The organism is Pseudomonas sp. G3-19, assembly GCF_054855875.1.
The window spans coordinates 3,000,523-3,017,744 of record NZ_JBMPIQ010000003.1; the positions used below are offsets into that span (position 1 = coordinate 3,000,523).

At 60.6% G+C, this 17,222-nt stretch carries 15 protein-coding genes and 1 pseudogene; 10 read left to right on the top strand and 6 right to left on the bottom strand.

Translation table 11 applies throughout. From position 1 onward, the window contains the following. Positions 1-43 precede the first annotated feature (43 nt). From ACOYXI_RS13705 to cmoB, 6 genes and pseudogenes are all read left to right on the top strand, one after another. Positions 44-472 (top strand): hypothetical protein, encoded by a 429-nt coding sequence (locus ACOYXI_RS13705; RefSeq protein WP_135296494.1) that lies wholly within the window; start codon positions 44-46, stop codon positions 470-472. 43 nt (positions 473-515) lie between these two features. Next, positions 516-596: pseudogene (locus ACOYXI_RS13710) on the top strand (hypothetical protein); the annotation flags it as partial. Between the two features lie 218 nt (positions 597-814). Next, on the top strand, positions 815-1,207 hold the full coding sequence (locus tag ACOYXI_RS13715) for a protease inhibitor I42 family protein (RefSeq protein WP_007964468.1): 393 nt from the start codon (positions 815-817) through the stop codon (positions 1,205-1,207). A 2-nt stretch (positions 1,208-1,209) separates the two neighbouring features. Then, positions 1,210-1,845: a lysoplasmalogenase gene (locus ACOYXI_RS13720; protein ID WP_461674964.1), complete on the top strand. Its 636-nt coding sequence runs from the start codon at positions 1,210-1,212 to the stop codon at positions 1,843-1,845. A 245-nt stretch (positions 1,846-2,090) separates the two neighbouring features. After that, positions 2,091-2,798: a carboxy-S-adenosyl-L-methionine synthase CmoA gene (gene cmoA, locus ACOYXI_RS13725; RefSeq protein WP_219737930.1), complete on the top strand. Its 708-nt coding sequence runs from the start codon at positions 2,091-2,093 to the stop codon at positions 2,796-2,798. Continuing rightward, positions 2,795-3,751 (top strand): tRNA 5-methoxyuridine(34)/uridine 5-oxyacetic acid(34) synthase CmoB, encoded by a 957-nt coding sequence (cmoB, locus tag ACOYXI_RS13730; RefSeq protein ID WP_098965457.1) that lies wholly within the window; start codon positions 2,795-2,797, stop codon positions 3,749-3,751. The genes cmoA and cmoB overlap by 4 nt, the downstream gene beginning before the upstream one ends. Before the next feature lie 126 nt (positions 3,752-3,877). Here the strand turns inward: cmoB and tadA are convergent, their stop codons facing one another. Together tadA and ACOYXI_RS13740 are read right to left on the bottom strand one after the other, a co-directional pair. Continuing rightward, the gene (tadA, locus tag ACOYXI_RS13735; RefSeq protein WP_135296498.1) at positions 3,878-4,375 is read right to left on the bottom strand and encodes a tRNA adenosine(34) deaminase TadA; all 498 of its coding nucleotides are present in this window, start codon (positions 4,373-4,375) and stop codon (positions 3,878-3,880) included. Beyond that, positions 4,375-5,751 carry a multicopper oxidase family protein gene (locus ACOYXI_RS13740; protein WP_095136913.1) on the bottom strand — a complete coding sequence of 459 codons (1,377 nt, stop codon included), beginning with the start codon at positions 5,749-5,751 and terminating at the stop codon, positions 4,375-4,377. The genes tadA and ACOYXI_RS13740 overlap by 1 nt, the downstream gene beginning before the upstream one ends. A gap of 226 nt (positions 5,752-5,977) precedes the next feature. Here ACOYXI_RS13740 and ACOYXI_RS13745 point away from each other — a divergent pair, with 226 nt between their 5' ends. Further along, positions 5,978-8,920: a dermonecrotic toxin domain-containing protein gene (locus ACOYXI_RS13745; protein WP_461674965.1), complete on the top strand. Its 2,943-nt coding sequence runs from the start codon at positions 5,978-5,980 to the stop codon at positions 8,918-8,920. 82 nt (positions 8,921-9,002) lie between these two features. Here ACOYXI_RS13745 and guaA read toward each other — a convergent pair whose 3' ends face one another. The 4 genes from guaA to ACOYXI_RS13765 all read right to left on the bottom strand — a co-directional run bounded on the left by guaA (position 9,003) and on the right by ACOYXI_RS13765 (position 13,732). After that, positions 9,003-10,580 (bottom strand): glutamine-hydrolyzing GMP synthase, encoded by a 1,578-nt coding sequence (guaA, locus tag ACOYXI_RS13750; protein WP_027612122.1) that lies wholly within the window; start codon positions 10,578-10,580, stop codon positions 9,003-9,005. Between the two features lie 99 nt (positions 10,581-10,679). Then, positions 10,680-12,149 carry an IMP dehydrogenase gene (guaB, locus tag ACOYXI_RS13755; RefSeq protein WP_027612123.1) on the bottom strand — a complete coding sequence of 490 codons (1,470 nt, stop codon included), beginning with the start codon at positions 12,147-12,149 and terminating at the stop codon, positions 10,680-10,682. A 116-nt stretch (positions 12,150-12,265) separates the two neighbouring features. After that, on the bottom strand, positions 12,266-12,814 hold the full coding sequence (locus ACOYXI_RS13760) for a hypothetical protein (RefSeq protein ID WP_027612124.1): 549 nt from the start codon (positions 12,812-12,814) through the stop codon (positions 12,266-12,268). 144 nt (positions 12,815-12,958) lie between these two features. Beyond that, complete coding sequence (locus ACOYXI_RS13765) at positions 12,959-13,732, bottom strand: sulfite exporter TauE/SafE family protein (protein ID WP_202368972.1); 774 nt, start codon at positions 13,730-13,732, stop codon at positions 12,959-12,961. 100 nt (positions 13,733-13,832) lie between these two features. Between ACOYXI_RS13765 and ACOYXI_RS13770 the strand changes: the two genes are divergently transcribed. The 3 genes from ACOYXI_RS13770 to ACOYXI_RS13780 are packed head-to-tail and all read left to right on the top strand — an operon-like array spanning position 13,833 to position 16,986. After that, positions 13,833-14,747, top strand: a complete 915-nt coding sequence (locus tag ACOYXI_RS13770) for a LysR family transcriptional regulator (RefSeq protein WP_461674966.1) — start codon at positions 13,833-13,835, stop codon at positions 14,745-14,747. A 31-nt stretch (positions 14,748-14,778) separates the two neighbouring features. Then, positions 14,779-16,158, top strand: a complete 1,380-nt coding sequence (xseA, locus tag ACOYXI_RS13775) for an exodeoxyribonuclease VII large subunit (protein WP_461674967.1) — start codon at positions 14,779-14,781, stop codon at positions 16,156-16,158. 3 nt (positions 16,159-16,161) lie between these two features. Further along, positions 16,162-16,986 carry a peptidoglycan DD-metalloendopeptidase family protein gene (locus tag ACOYXI_RS13780; RefSeq protein ID WP_027612128.1) on the top strand — a complete coding sequence of 275 codons (825 nt, stop codon included), beginning with the start codon at positions 16,162-16,164 and terminating at the stop codon, positions 16,984-16,986. The last annotated feature ends 236 nt before the right edge of the window (positions 16,987-17,222 follow it).

The window sequence follows — 17,222 nt, forward strand, 5'->3', positions numbered from 1 at the left end:
TCTACCTTGTTTCTCCCCCCAGGTTAGACACAGGAGCTTCAAGATGAATAACTCAAAAGATGCAAGGACGTTTGCTCGCGGTATTTTGACAGCCTACATTCCAGAGGACGTCAACTTCTCGACCGATAAACTAATCATAAGTACTCATAAAGAAACCCTAGCCCTGGAAGGAATCTACCGCCGTCCTGACCAACCGAACTTTTCAAGAAACGTCAGGGTTTTCCTGACAAAAAAAGACCAGAAGTATCCGGACAATGGCAGGCATGACTTTCCTGCAGAAAATATCAGAGTCGAATATGACGGAAATTTTAACGCCGATTTTTTTAGGACCATTCCGGGAGAAGGCGTTATTTTTCTCAACCTTGACCCTGTCACCCATCGCTACTCCTGTGCGATGGATATAAGTTTCACAAAAGAGGGCAGTGACGAAAGTTTTCCTGTTATTTGCTCATTTACCATGATCCATCAATAGTCTGCTGCTGATCAAAGTCAGCATTTTTGCATCGGCCGACGCTAAGTTGCCGGATTATCTGAAGGAGGGCATTACCGTGCACTTCGCCAAGCGCTTTGCGGATGTGGCGAAAGTGTTGTTCTGACAGTTATCCAGAGCCTGACACGCCGCCTTCGCGAGCAAGCCCGCTCCCACAGGGTTCTGTAGTGAACACAGCATTTGTGGTCACCACACAACTACTGTGGGAGCGGGCTTGCTCGCGAAGGCGTCTGTGGCAACACCACAGAACCGCCTCACCGTCACACTTTGTCTCATCTTCAGTTATGCTCGCCGTTCGTCGTCAACGCCGGAGCCACTGAGCCTATGTCCGCCACTCGCCTGTTTGTCCCTCTCGCCCTCTCTTTGCTGGCCGCCTGCGCCACGCAGCCAAAACAGAACGTGACCGTGGAAAACCAGAGCGAATGCCCCGTGCAGTTGACCAACGGACAAAACCTGATCGTGATGCTGCCGAGCAACCCGACCACGGGCTATCGCTGGGCAATTCAGGACTCCGCCGGCGGCGTGCTACATGCACTCAGCCCTGAGGTTTACAGCAGTCCGAAAGATTCCGGCATGGTCGGCGCGGGCGGTTTTTCCACCTGGCGCTTTCAGGCCTTCGCCACCGGCACCGGCCGCCTGCGCCTGACTTCGCAGCAGCCCTGGGAACCGGAAGTCGAGCCGGCAGAAACGTTCGACTGCGCCATTTCGGTGAACTGATCGTGGGCTGGCTGATTCTGGCGCTGATGGGCGCGGTGACGTTTCTCTACGGTGTGAGCACGCATGCGGTATTGCTCTGCCTGCTGGTCAAACCGTTACCGGTGCTGGCGCTGCTCGGCTGGCTGCACGATGCGCCACCCAGCGACTATCGACGCTGGATCAGTCTGGGGCTGATTTTCTCTGTGCTCGGTGACGTGTTGCTGGCGTGGCCGGGGGATTTGTTTGTGTTTGGCCTCGGTGCGTTTCTGGTGGCGCATCTGGCGTATCTCAAGGCTTACCTCAGCGACTGCAAACGGCTGGCGCTTTTGCCGCTGGTGCTCGCGCTCGGCGTCGGCGCGGTGCTGCTGGGGATTTTGATTTCCAGTGGCCTCGGGCCGTTGCTGGTGCCTGTGCTCGTCTATGGCACCGCGATCAGCGCCATGCTCTGGCGCGCCCTCGCCCGCCTCGGCACCGATGTGCCCAAGCGTTCGGAGCTGCTGGCGGCGGCGGGTGCGCTGGCGTTCGTGTTCTCCGACAGTGTGATCGGCATTGATCGCTTTGTGGCGCCGTTTCTTGCTGCGCCGTACGTGATCATCCTCAGTTACTGGCTGGGCCAGTGGGGGATTGCCGCTTCGGCGTTTTCCGTGAAACACCGCTAATTTTGTAGTGAGGGGATTCATCCCCGATGGGCTGCGCAGCGGCCCTGAAACCGGTCAATCAGGTATGTCAGACAGACCGCGGGCACAGATCTTGGGGCTGCTTCGCAGCCCATCGGGGATAAATCCCCTCGCCACGTCGGACAACCCAAGCATCCCGACGCCACTTTGGCTAAAATGCCGGCCTTTTCATCAACACCGCCGGAACCGCCGTGAGCAAAGAACCCGATCGCATTTTCGCCCAGCCGATGGCCCAGGTGCCTGACTTCGCCTTCAACGAGGACGTGGTGCGGGTGTTCCCGGACATGATCAAGCGCTCGGTGCCGGGTTACCCGACCATCGTCGAAAACCTCGGCGTACTTGCGGCGCAATTTGCCCAACCGAACAGCGTTCTGTACGACCTCGGTGCTTCGCTCGGCGCCGTGACTCAAGCCTTGCGCCGTCACGTGCGCACCGACGGTTGCCGGGTGATCGCGGTGGATAACTCGGCGGCGATGGTCGAACGCTGCCGCGAGTACCTCAACGGTCAGGATTCGATGTTCCAGGAGTTGTTACCGGTCGAAGTGATCGAAGGCGACATTCTCGCGCTCGAGTTCAAACCGGCCTCGGTGGTGGCACTGAACTTCACCCTGCAATTCATCGCCCCGGAGCAGCGCACCGCGTTGCTCTCGCGTATTCGCCAGTCGCTGCTGCCCGGCGGCGCGCTGATTCTCTCGGAGAAGCTGCGCTTCAACGATGCCGAAGAACACGCGCTGCTCACCGATCTGCACGTCGCGTTCAAACGCGCCAACGGCTACAGCGAACTGGAAATTGCCCAGAAGCGTAGCGCCATCGAAAACGTCATGAAGCCCGACAGCCTCGAAGAACACCGCGAACGCCTGCTGGCCGCCGGGTTCTCGAAAGTCGTGCCGTGGTTCCAGTGTCTTAACTTTGCCTCGTTGATTGCCTTGCCATGATTGATCTGTCCCCCCTCGCCCGCCGTCTGGCCGGTAGCCCGCTGGCCGACTGGGCCAACACCCTGCAAGGGCAACTCGACAAGAAAATGGAGAAAGGTCACGGCGATCTGGAGCGCTGGCAGAGCGCGCTGGACGCGTTGCCGAAACTTGAGCCGACTGAAGTCGATCTGCTCAACGGCCTGAAACTCGACACCGACTGCGACGACGAAACCCGCGCACAAATGCGCACCGCGCTGATGGGCCTTTCGCCGTGGCGCAAGGGGCCGTTCGACCTGTTCGGCGTACACGTCGACACCGAATGGCGCTCGGACTGGAAGTGGTCGCGGGTCGCCCCGCATCTGGACCTGAAGGGCAAACGCATCCTCGACGTTGGTTGCGGCAACGGCTATTACATGTGGCGCATGCTCGGCGCCGGTGCCGACAGCGTGATCGGCGTCGATCCGAACTGGCTGTTCTTCTGCCAGTTCCAGGCGGTGCAGCGTTATCTGTCCGAACCGAATGCGTGGCACCTGCCGTTCCCGTTCGAAGACCTGCCGCCGAACCTTGAAGGCTTCGACACAGTGTTTTCGATGGGTGTGTTCTACCACCGACGTTCGCCGATCGAGCATTTGCTGGCGCTGAAGGATTGCCTGGTCAAGGGCGGCGAGCTGGTGCTGGAAACGCTGGTGGTTGAAGGCGACAAGCATCAAGTGCTGGTGCCGGAAGATCGCTACGCGCAGATGCGCAACGTGTGGTTCCTGCCGTCGGTGCCGGCGTTGGAATTGTGGCTGCGTCGGGCAGGCTTCACCGATGTGAAATGCGTGGACGTCAGCACCACCACCGTTGAAGAACAACGCGGTACCGAGTGGATGAAGTATCAATCGTTGAGCGACTTCCTTGATCCCGAGGATCACAGCAAGACCATCGAAGGGCTGCCAGCGCCGATGCGCGCGGTGATTGTGGCCCGTAAGTAACCCTCTCAAACACCGCATAACCTTGTAGGAGTGAGCCTGCTCGCGATAGCGGTCTGACAGTCAAAACAATGTTGAATGTCAGACCGCTATCGCGAGCAGGCTCACTCCTACAGTTGGGGGTTGTGTTTATTCAGATGGTTTTGCGCGACGGGCTCTGAAGAATTCGGTCAGCACTGCTCCACATTCTTCGGCCAGCACCCCACCCTCATACAACACCCGGTGATTCAAAAAGCCCTGGGTAAAGAACTGTCCCTGACTCTGCACAACCCCGGCCTTCGGCTCCAGCGCGCCATACACCACCCGGGCAATGCGTGAATGCACGATCAGCCCGGCGCACATGCTGCACGGTTCCAGCGTCACGTACAGCGTGCTGCCGGGCAGGCGATAGTTGCTGACAGCTTGCGCAGCAGCGCGGATCGCGACCATTTCCGCGTGGGCACTCGGGTCGCTGGTGGTGATCGGGCAGTTGTAGCCACGCCCGATGATTTCACCGTCCTGCACCAGCACCGCGCCCACCGGCACTTCGCCGAGGGCTGCGCCTTGGGCAGCAAGCTCCAGCGCTTCACGCATGAAATCGCGGTCACGGCTGCGGTCGATGATCGCGGCGGGGCGAATCTGGCGCATCACTTCACCTCGATGGCGGCCATCAGGCCGGTTTCCATGTGGTCGATCACGTGGCAATGGAACATCCATACCCCCGGGTTATCCGCCACCAGCGCCACTTGCGCACGCTCGTTCTTGCCCAGCAGATAGGTGTCGGTGAAGTACGGCGTGATCTTGTGCCGGTTCGACGCAATCACCTTGAAGCTCATGCCGTGCAGGTGAATCGGGTGCTGATACTGAGTCATGTTCTTCAGTTCGAAGATGTAGCTCTGGCCCAGTTTCAGGCTGGCAATCGGCCGATCGGCGCAGGTCTTGTCCGTGATGTCCCAGGCCTTGCCGTTGATCTGCCACAGGCTCGGTGGCTTGCCGTTGTCGACATTCACCGACACCGAACCGACCCATTCGAAATTGAAGTTGAGTTTCTCGGCATTCGCCAGATCCGGCTCGGCCACCGGGTTGGCGGGCAAGGCTTTCGGCCACTCGGTCGGCGCATCGTTATTGGCCACCGAGCGCAAGGTTCCCAGTCGCACCGGGCCGTTGCGCAGCGACAACTCTTCTCCGGCCGGCGGCGCCTTGATCGCCAGGCAAATGCGCATGCCGGGGCCGAGCCAGTATTCCTTGCCCAGCGGCCGCGGCTCGATCGGGTTGCCGTCCAGCGCATAGATCTGCGCTTCGACGCCGGGGATGTTGATGCGATAGGTCAGGGTGTTGTCGAGGTTGAGCAAACGCACCCGGGTGATCTGCCCCGCCGGTAACTCGATCACCGGCGTTGGCACACCGTTGATGGTCGACAAGCGCCCCGCCGTACCGCCACGCGCCGCTTCACGGGGGATGCTGAACTCGACGAAATTGCCTTGCTCGTCGATGTGCCAGTTCTTCAGACTCAGGGTCTTTTCGTACTTGAAACCGGTCGGCTCGCGCTCTTCGACAATCAACGGCCCGACCAGCCCGCGCCCCAGCTCTTCGCTGCTGCTGACGTGCGGGTGATACCAGTAGCTGCCCGCGTCCGGCACGCGGAATTTGTAATCGAAGTATTCACCGGGCAGCACCGGCAATTGCGAGACGTACGGCACACCGTCCATCTCCAGCGGCAAACGGATGCCGTGCCAGTGAATGGTGGTCGCCACCGGCAGGTGGTTGATGAAACGCACCCGCAGCCACTCGCCCTGACGCACGCGCAATTCAGTGCCCGGCGCCGACGGGCCGAACGCCCAGGCCTCGGTCTTGTGCCCTGGCACCAATTCAACGTCCAGTGGCGCCGCGATCAGCTCGTAGTCGTGGCCCGCGTCAGCATCGGCCATCTTGCCCAGCCAGTAGCGCGACGCGCCTCCCGCTCCGACACCAACGACAACAAGACCGGCCAGGCCACCGAGGATTTGGCGACGGGTAAAGGACATGAACTCAACTACCTCACGTATCTGCGTCGGGCACCGGGCCCGCAAAAGGCAAATACGATACACCTGCAATTGCGAAACAGTAAGGGCAGCGCGGCGGATGGACGCAGTTGCGCCTCGCGCGTACACGATTTCAACTGCTCAGGTGACATAACTATGTAGTGCACATGCATCGAACAGCCGCGCCATCCTGTGCCACCCGTTACTCAAGGACAGAGAGCCCAAACACATGCCCAACCCGATGCCCAACGCCGCCGACAAGGCCGCGCTCAAGGCGATTGCCGCCACCGTCATCCAGACCTGCCCGAGCCTGCAGGACGCTGCTCGACAGGTCGCCAGCGACTTGTTGATCAAATACCAGGTCCACGGCCTCGACCCGGATCAGGTGTATTTCCACCGCTTCGACGCCTCGCAAAGCAGTTCGAATGCCTTCACCGGCTGGGAGCACGTGCACGCCACGCCCACGTCAAGCATGACCCTGACCCAGTTGGTGATTCACCGCTTTCGCGTCGCCGATCAGGACAACGCCGACCTGCTCGATGTCTATGGCGGTTTCTATACTGCCGGTCCCGACGCCCGTACCTTCGATGAACGCAATGAAGTGCGCCTGCATAGCAACGATGTGCTCAAGGACTTCTGGAGCATCGACTTCAGCGCGCTGTACGACGCTCAACTGAACGCATTCTGGAACACCAGCGGCAGCGACTTTCGTACCCTGGCCAAGTGCAACTTCCTGATCAAAGCGCTACAGGCGCGGGACAAACGTCAGCTGAGTGGCGAGGATTTCCAGTTCGTCACGCAAGCGGCGATCGGCCCGCTGACGTGGCCAGTCAGCCTGCCAATGCTGCAGACCAGCCACCCTTGCCCGGACAGTGTGCGCACGCTGGACATTGCCGGTTACGCCGCTACCAACGTCCTGCGTTTCGTCATGCCCCAGGGTCGGCAGATCCTCTACCTGCCCGGCAACAGCGATGCATTCCATGTACTGGAAAGCGCCACCGACCTGCACTTCTGGATCCTGCAGCGGATGAACACACCTGCGGCGCGCGAGACATTCCTTGCGCATTTCTCGCTGGCCGACCGGCAGCAGATCAACGCTAATCTTGGTGACCTGATGAATCGCCTGGTGGCTACGTGGGGCCGCTACGATCACTCGATGATCAATCAGGACAACCGCGCGGTCAGTGGCGACGCCTTCACCTGGCTGAGTGACTCGACCCGCACGGCGATGTTTGCCGAAGCCAGCCTGTCCCTGACCTCCAACGGTGACCTGCGCAAGAAGCTGTGGATCGGCTACCTCAGCGCCGGGGTCAAGGTTTTCGGGCCAATGGCGGTGGTCGGCTGGCCAGTCGCATTGCCGGTGATCGGCGCCAGCATTGCCAACATGGGGCTGAACATCGATCAGGCGGTCAATGGCAAAACCGCCGCCGAGCGCAAGGCCGGGATTGTCGGTGCGGTGCTCAGCGGCATCGACATGCTGTTCAATCTGCTGGCACTCAAGGGCCCGGGATCATTGGCCGAGGTCGGACCCGAGGTGGATGCCGCCGAAGCGGCGGAGATGAGCGACCTGACCGATAAAGTCGGGACGCCGATGGGTGGGCCTCAGCCGCCGATTGCCACCCCCCTGATTGAAGACACCCCGCGACCGGTCATTCCGCCGAGCTGGCAAGCCAATGAGTTGCTCGATGGCATTACGCCGGTGAGCGAGCCCGGAAAATTCCAGGGCATTTATCTGCTCGATTCGAACCCCTCGACCGCCATCCTGATGGACGACACCGCCTATTACGTCCGCTACGAAGCCGACATCAACGGCAGCGGACACTGGGCGGTCATCGATCCTGAGCACCCCCACGGTTTTACTCGCTCGATCCCGGTACGCCTGAACCCTGAGGGTGAATGGGAAGCCATGCCCCGCGCAGGACTCGCCGGCGGTGGCAAACCTTCGGCACTGGCCGGATCAAGCAGCCGCAGCCCGCTGACCGCCCTGCCCGCCTCGCAATACGACGTACCCGCACCGCTCAAGGCGCATCTGGAGGAAGGCGCGGCCGGGCTGAATGACGAGGCCTTGCGCGATTTCTACGACAGCCTGAACGAGTTCGATGCCTACCGCGACTTCAAGGTCATCCGCAAACGCCTGTATCACGATGCACTGGATTTTTTCAGCACGCTGCGCCTGCCCGTTCGTCCTCCGGTGCCCGCCCTGGCGGCAGACGCGACCGCCGAAGAAATCATCGAGAAAATCCTCGAACATGCCCGGGGCCTGGCCATCGGCGAGAGCCACACGGCCATCGGCAGCAAGCAATGGCTGATCGAGAACATGCAATTGCTCGCCAGCAAACAGGTGAAGAGCCTGTACATGGAGCACCTGCTGACCGATTTCCATCAAGCCGCGCTTGATGAGTTCTTCCGCACCGGCAACATGCCGCAAAAACTCGAGGCCTATCTCAAGGCACTCGACGTCGGCAACATGACCGATCCGCTGGAGCGCTACACGTTCCTGGAACTGGTCAAGGAAGCCAGAAAGCAGGGGATCCATGTACAAGCCATCGATTGCATGGCGAGTTACCGACTCAACGGCATGGACTTGCCATTGGGCAACAACACCGCGCGGCAGAAAATGATGAATTACTTCGCGCGTCTGATGATCCGTGCCGATCAGTCCGCACGCGGCGCGCACAAATGGGTGGCGCTGATGGGCAACTCTCACTCCAACACTTTTGATGGGGTTGCCGGCGTCAGCGAACTGGAAGAGGCAATCGGCATTCGCGTCGAGGATGTCGCCGTAGGGACTTCACGGGGCATTGAAGTCGATCCCGGGAGAATCCTGCCCTTGGGCGGTACGGCGCACGATCGTTCCGCGCTGGTCAGAGGCGACTTGCGCCTGCAAATCGAAACACCCTGGACCGCGCACACCATGACCGAATTCGAAACCCTGCTGCCTCGCTACGGCATGTACTCCCTGAAGCAGCAACCCAACCTGACATTCATCGTCCATCGCAGCCGCACCCGAGAACTGGTACGGACCGTCATCGACACAGACGGCAAGCACTTCTACATCGAACGCCCCGGCTGGACTTCGGTGAGCGGTAAACGCTACCCGAGCATGAAAGCCCTGCTGCAAGCTCTGGATGACATGGGCATGCAACTGGGTGGCTGGTCAAAACCGCTGTAACGCAAAAACAGAAAAGCCGTGTGAAACGGATTTCACACGGCTTTTCTGTTGCGGCGATCAAGCCTTTACGGCTTGCGCGGGATCACTCCCACTCAATGGTCGCCGGCGGCTTGCTCGACACGTCGTAAGTGACGCGCGAAATACCTTCGATTTCATTGATGATGCGGCCGGAGACGGTTTCCAGCAGTTCGTAAGGCAGGTGTGCCCAACGTGCGGTCATGAAGTCGATGGTTTCCACGGCACGCAGGGCCACGACCCAGGCGTAACGACGGCCATCGCCGACCACGCCAACCGATTTCACTGGCTGGAACACCACGAAGGCCTGGCTGACTTTGTGGTACCAGTCGGCTTTGCGCAGTTCTTCGATGAAGATATGGTCGGCGCGACGCAGCAGGTCGGCGTATTCCTTCTTCACTTCACCGAGGATGCGCACGCCCAGACCCGGGCCCGGGAACGGGTGACGGTAGACCATGTCGTACGGCAGGCCCAGTTCCAGACCCAGACGACGGACTTCGTCCTTGAACAGTTCGCGCAGTGGCTCGACCAGTTTCAGGTTCATTTCTTCCGGCAGGCCGCCCACGTTGTGGTGCGACTTGATCACGTGGGCCTTGCCGCTTTTCGCGCCAGCCGACTCGATCACGTCCGGGTAGATGGTGCCTTGCGCCAGGTACTTGATGTTGTCCAGCTTGCAGGATTCGGCATCGAACACGTCGATGAAGGTACGGCCGATGATCTTGCGCTTCTTCTCCGGGTCGGCTTCGCCGGCCAGGTTGTTCAGGAACTGGTCTTCCGCGTTGGCGCGGATCACCTTGACGCCCATGTTCTCGGCGAACATGGCCATCACTTGCTCGCCTTCGTGCAGACGCAACAGGCCGTTGTCGACGAACACGCAGGTCAACTGGTCGCCGATGGCCTTGTGCAGCAGCGCCGCAACCACCGAGGAGTCAACGCCGCCGGACAGACCCAGCAGCACGTTGTCGGTGCCGACCTGTGCGCGGATGTTGGCGATGGCGTCTTCAGCGATCTTCGACGGAGTCCACAGGGCTTCACAGCCGCAGATGTCCAGCACGAAGCGCGACAGGATGCGGCCGCCCTGCTTGGTGTGGGTCACTTCCGGGTGGAACTGCACGCCGTAGTAAGCGCGCTCGTCGTTGAACATGCCGGCGATCGGGCAGCTTGGGGTGCTGGCGAGGATGTGGAAGTCTTCCGGCATCTTGGTGACCTTGTCACCGTGGCTCATCCACACGTCGAGACCGAACAGGCCATCGGCGTCGATGTGGTCTTCGATGCCGTCGAGCAGGCGGCTCTTGCCGACTACGTCAACGCGGGCGTAACCGAACTCACGCAGCTCGGAACCTTCAACCTTGCCGCCCAGTTGCTCGGCCATGGTCTGCATGCCGTAGCAGATACCGAAGACCGGCACGCCCAGATCGAAGACTGCCTGTGGGCAGCGCGGGCTGTTGGCTTCGTGCACGGACTCGGGGCCGCCGGCGAGGATGACGCCTTTAGGTGCGAATTCGCGGATCGCCTCTTCGTCCATGTCGAACGGGTGCAGCTCGCAATACACACCGATCTCGCGCACGCGGCGGGCAATCAGTTGGGTGTATTGCGAACCGAAGTCGAGGATCAGGATGCGGTGAGCGTGAATGTCGAGGGCCATGATTCAGTCTCGTCTAAGTAATTCAGAAACAGTCGTGATTCAGAAACAACTCGGGGCTGAATAAAACAGCCCCGGTTGCTTAACGATTTGCTTGAAGCATCAACCTACGCGGTAGTTTGGCGCTTCTTTGGTGATCTGCACGTCGTGAACGTGGGATTCGGCCATACCGGCACCGGTGATCCGCACGAACTCAGGCTTGGTGCGCATTTCTTCGATGTTGGCGCTGCCGGTGTAACCCATCGAGGAACGCAGACCGCCCATCAACTGGTGGATGATCGCCGTCAGGGTGCCTTTGTACGGCACACGGCCTTCGATCCCTTCCGGAACCAGTTTCTCGGCGCCTGCCGAGGAGTCCTGGAAGTAACGGTCGGAAGAACCTTGCGCCTGAGACATGGCGCCCAGCGAACCCATACCGCGATAAGCCTTGTACGAACGGCCCTGGAACAGTTCGATCTCGCCCGGCGCTTCTTCAGTACCGGCGAACATCGAACCCATCATCACGCAGGACGCCCCAGCGACGATGGCCTTGGACAGGTCACCGGAGAACCGGATGCCGCCGTCGGCGATCAACGGTACGCCAGTGCCTTCAAGGGCAGCGGCGACGTTGGCGATGGCACTGATTTGCGGCACGCCGACACCGGCGACGATACGGGTGGTGCAGATCGAGCCAGGGCCGATACCGACCTTGACCGCATCGGCACCCGCTTCGGCCAGGGCCTTGGCGGCTGCGCCGGTGGCGATGTTGCCGCCGATCACCTGCACTTCAGGGAAATTCTCTTTGACCCAGCGAACGCGGTCGATCACACCCTTGGAGTGACCGTGTGCGGTGTCGACCACCACCACGTCCACACCGGCGTTGACCAGCGCGGCAACGCGGTCACCGGTGTCTTTACCGGTACCGACGGCAGCGCCAACGCGCAGACGACCTTGATCGTCCTTGCTGGCCAGCGGGTAGGCTTTGGCTTTTTCGATGTCTTTGACGGTCATCATGCCTTTGAGGGCAAACTTGTCGTCGACGATCAGGACTTTTTCCAGGCGGTGCTTGTGCAGCAACTCGCGGACTTCGTTCTTGTCGGCGCCTTCACGCACGGTGACCAGACGCTCTTTAGGCGTCATCACTTCACGTACGGTGGCTTCCAGACGGGTTTCGAAGCGGACGTCACGGGAGGTGACGATGCCGACCAGGTCGCCATCGTGCAGCACCGGAACGCCGGAAATGTTGTGCATGCGGGTCAGTTCGAACAGGTCACGCACCGTGGCATCAGCCTCGATGGTGATCGGATCTTTCACGACGCCGGCTTCGAACTTCTTGACCTTACGCACTTCGGCAGCTTGCTGCTCGATGGTCATGTTCTTGTGGATGATACCGATACCACCTTCCTGAGCCATGGCGATTGCCAGACGGGCTTCAGTAACGGTGTCCATGGCGGCAGAAACCAGAGGAATATTCAGCTCGATGCCACGGGTAAGGCGGGTCTTGAGACTGACTTCGTTAGGAAGCACCTCGGAATAACCAGGCACTAGGAGAATGTCGTCGAATGTCAGAGCTTCTTGGCTGATACGCAGCATCGCGGGGGCTCCCGAGCGGGAAAATGGAAGCGCGCCATTATAGTCAGACACCCCCTGCTGTTCAATGTAAAACTCAGCTTAATATCAATGTTGCTGATATACGGAGACCCCCGCTGCTACAGCTCCACCTTGACCCAAGAGACAGGTTGATCGAGCCAATCGGCGAACTCATCGATAAAGCTCTGCTTGAACCCGGCTTCCAGCCAGTTGTTGAAGATGAAGCCGAGGTTGGAAAACGCACATTCCTGCAAGAACAGAAAGCCGTTGATGTCGTCTTCATGCCCGCATTCCGGGCAGGTGAAGTTGTCGGTGCGGCCTGGAAACCAGTCTTCCAGGCTTTCGAACAGCGCTTCGCCGACTTCGCGGCGGCACTCGGCGCACCCGGCTTCTTCGAGAAAGCCCTTGGCCGGCGTGTAGATGCAGCGCTTGACGATGATCTCCAGGCCGTTGATCGGCTCACCGAAGGGCAGCGCCTCGGGGTGCAGCACCACCGCACGCGCGCCGTCGGCAATCGCATGGGCCATGCGATTGCCGGTGCGGCCGCAAGTGGTCAACTGTTCTTCGATGATGTTCTTGCGCACCAGCCAGCGCACGATCGCCCGCGCCCGGGGTTCGTGGACCGGCAGGGTGGAGATTTTCGGGACGATGATGCTTTGCGAATTCATGGAAAGTCCTGCGGTATGGCTTCTGACGCCTTCGCGGGCAAGCCCGCTACCACAGGGATATGCATTCCAATGTGGGAGCGGGCTTGCCCGCGAAGGGGCCCTAAAGGCCGGCAGCTTAATCCCTGACGAAATCCGGTCAAGTGCTCACGCCATACTAATAATGTAGCGCCCGATCAACGCAATCCCGCTCGCCAGCACCAGCCAGGTCACCAATCGGACAAACGCCTCGCGCGACAAGCGCATCGTCAACCGCCGCCCGATCCACAGGCCCAGCACCATGGCCGGCAACAGACACAGCGCCAGCATCAACAAGGGTAGCTCGGCATACACCCCGGCGATGGCGAACAGGCTCAAACGTACCACCGTGCTGCAACTGATCAGCGCACTTTGCGTGGCCCGCGCCGCGTCCTTGGGCAGGCGGCTGTTGAGATAGATCGCATATAGAAAGCCGCCACTGCCAAACAGCGCGCCAAACAGCCCGCCTACCGTGCCCATCGGTAGCGCCCATGCGGCAGACAACTGCGTCGGCCGGGTTTTCACCCACAGGCTGTAAACCGCATAAGTGCTGATGAATAACCCCATCAACAGCAACAACAGGTCGGATTTGAGGTTGAGCAGGAAAATCACCCCCAACGTGCACCCCACCGCCATGCATGGCAGCAGCCGCAACAACTCGGGCTTGGCCACATCCCGGCGCGAGGGCAGCAGATTGCCGAACGCCGCGACGAAATCCAGCAACACCAGCAGCGGCACGATTTTCGACAACGGCATGAACAGAATCAGAATCGGCCCCGCGACCAGTGCGGTACCGAACCCGGCAATCCCGAACACGATATAGGCCAGTGCGATGCCCAGCCCGATCACCGCCCAGCCGCCCGCGCCCCACGTCCACTCGCTCAACAACCCCGCCACGCTCATCGGTCCGCTTCCTTTATAAGCCTGTGATGACTTTAGCCAGCGCCAAGCCTTGCGACTAATATGATCAAAGTCGCCCACCCATCTCAAAAAGGCATACCTGGTGCTTTCAACCCGTCAACTGCGCTATTTCGTGGAAATCGCAGAATGCGGCAGTTTCAGCGCCGCGGCTGAACGCCTGTTCATCGCGCAGTCGGCGCTGAGCCGGCAGATCAAGGACATGGAAAACCGCCTGCAAACCCCGCTGTTCGAACGCACCGCACGCCAGCCCCGGCTCACCGCGGCGGGTGAGGCGTTTCTGCCCCGGGCCAGAAACCTGCTCAACGAGCTAAGCAAGGCCAGCGCGATGGCGACCGAAGTCGGTAACGGACAACTGGGCACGCTGCGCCTGAGTCATTCCAGCACCGTGTCGATCAACGGGCATTTATTACGTCGAATCAGCACTTATCTCGATCAGCAGCAGGGCGTGTCGCTGGACATCGGCAAGCTGTCCTCCGAGGCGCAGCTTGAGGAGCTGGCCGAAGGTCGCCTGGACATTGGCCTGTTGCGCCTGCCGGTGCTGCGTCAGCGTGAAGGTATTCAGGTGGTGCCATTGTTCACCGAACGCTTGCTTCTGGCGGTGCCGAACGATCATCGCCTGGCCGATTCAGCCGCTGTCGAATTGGCGCAACTGAAGGACGAGCCGTTTATCTCGATCCCGCATCCGCAGCGTGGCGGGCTCAGCTATTTGTGTGCCGACCTGTGTATGCGTCAGGGCTTTTTTCCCAAAGCGGCGCGGGTGATGTCGCGCAAAACTACGCAGTTGCAGTTGATCCAGGCTGGATTCGGCATCGCCCTGCTGCCCGAATCAATGCAGGACATCGCCCCCGGCGGTGTACGATTTCTGCCGCTGAGCGATCCCGATTGCCAAAGCACCGTGGCCCTCGCCTATCGCCAGAACCCCACGCCACTGGTTCAACACTTCATCCAGACCTTCACAAATCCTCCCCACAAGGGGTTTTGTGTTGGGTCATGGTGATCGACAGGCAAATGCCCTTAAACTGCGCCCCATGATTAAAGATCCCTTTGCAAGACTTGGCCTGGACCGTGAAGTCCTGACCGTCAGCCAGCTCAACGGCCGCGCGCGGGTGTTGCTCGAAGACGTGTTCAGCAACATCTGGGTCGAAGGCGAAATCTCCAACCTCGCCCGCCCCGCGTCCGGTCACGTGTATTTCACCCTCAAGGACAGCGGTGCGCAGGTGCGTTGCGCGCTGTTCCGCAATAATGCGGCGCGGGTGCGTCAGGCGCTGAAGGACGGTCTGGCCGTGAAGGTACGCGGCAAGGTCTCGCTGTTCGAAGGACGTGGCGACTATCAGCTGATTCTCGATACCGTGGAGCCGGCCGGTGACGGCGCGCTGCGCCTGGCCTTCGATGCACTGAAGGAAAAGCTCAGCGCCGAAGGCCTGTTCAGTGCCGAACGCAAAGTGCCGTTGCCGGCGCATCCGCAACGCATCGGCATCATCAGTTCGCCGAGCGGCGCGGTGATTCGCGACATCATCAGCGTGTTCCGCCGGCGGGCGCCGCAGGTGCAACTGACGCTGATCCCGACTGCCGTGCAGGGTCGCGAGGCCACGGCGCAAATCGTCCGCGCGCTAAAACTGGCCGACGCCCGTGGTTTAGACGCGCTGATCCTCGCCCGTGGCGGTGGTTCGCTGGAAGACCTCTGGTGCTTCAACGAAGAAGCCGTGGCCCGCGCTGTCGATGCCTGCGTGACGCCGATTGTCAGCGCCGTCGGGCATGAAACCGACGTGTCGATCAGTGACTTCGTGGCTGACGTGCGCGCCCCAACGCCCTCCGCCGCCGCCGAACTGCTGGCCCCGGATTCGAGCCACCTGATCCGTCAGGTCGAAAGTCTGCACCGGAGTCTGGTGATGCGCATGCGCGACCGGCTGATGCGCGATCGTCTGCGCCTCGAAGGCATGGCCCGCCGTCTGCGCCACCCCGGCGAACGCCTGCGTCAGCAAGCGCAACGCCTGGATGACCTGGACATGCGCATGCGCCGGGCGTTCGAACGCCAACTGAATACCCGCCGCGAGCGCCTGATCCGTCTGGAAACCCGCCTCGCCGGGCAACACCCGGGACGCCAACTGGCGATGCTGCGCCAGCGCCTCGACAGCCTCGCCGAGCGCCTGCCGCGAGCCATGCGCGAAGGTCTGAAAAGCCGTCGCCTGCAACTGCACAGCCAGATGCAGACGCTGCATGTGGTCAGTCCGCTGGCGACCCTCGGCAGGGGTTACAGCATTCTGCTCGATGAACGCGGGCACGCGATCCGTAATGCCGCGCAGACCCACACCGGCCAGCGCCTGAAAGCAAAACTGGGCGAAGGCGAACTGCAAGTGCGCGTCGAGGACAACCACCTGACGCCTGTCACCCTTTCTCTACTGGACTGATCCATGCCGCGTTTTTTTGCTCCGTTATTGTTGCTGTGCCTGACCTCCTTCAACGCCCACGCCGACAGCTACATCACCCGTTTGCTGAACAAACCGGTGCCGGGCGGCGTCGCGGTGGTCGATCTGGGCAGCGCTGCGCAGGCACCAAAAGCCACCTATCAGGGCAAACCGGTGCTGGTGGTGAAAGAACAGAACAACTGGCTGGCGATTGTCGGTGTGCCGCTGACGGTCAAACCCGGCAGCCAGCAGATCAGCAGCGGTGGGCGCAATCTGCCGTTCACGGTTGGCAACAAGAAATACCCGGAACAGCACATCACCCTGAAGAACACTCAACAGGTCAATCCGAACCCGGCCAATCTCAAGCGCATCGAGGGCGAGCTGGCCGAGCAGATCAAGGCCTACCGCAGCTTCAGTCCGAATACCCCGAGCAACCTGCTGCTGGACAAACCGGTCAACGGGCCGCTGTCGAGCAAATTCGGTGTGCGCCGCTTTTTCAATGGCGAAGAGCGCAACCCCCATGCCGGTCTCGACTTTGCGGTGCCGGCCGGCACGCCGATCAAGACTCCGGCGGCGGGCAAAGTGATTCTGACCGGCAACTATTTCTTCAATGGCAACACGGTGTTTGTCGATCACGGCCAGGGCTTTATCAGCATGTTCTGCCACATGTCGAAAATCGACGTGAAGGTCGGCGATCAACTGGCCCGTGGCGCGGTGGTTGGCAAGGTCGGCTCGACCGGCCGGGCGACCGGGCCGCACATGCACTGGAACATCAGCCTGAACGATGCGCGGGTAGATCCAGCGATTTTCATTGGTGCGTTCCAACCGTAATTCCTGATTGAGGCTACCGGCCCCTTCGGGAGCAAGCCCCCTCCCACACTGGATTTGTGTTGTGAACACGATCAACTGTGGGAGCGGGCTTGCTCGCGAACGCGGCCCATCCCACACCGCAAATACTGCTCACACCCCACCAGTTTCAATTGCGCCCCAATCCAACCCCACGCAAACATCAATAAGATCATCCGCCTGAAGCACAATAAAATCGCGCCGATCGCAGCTTTTCGAGT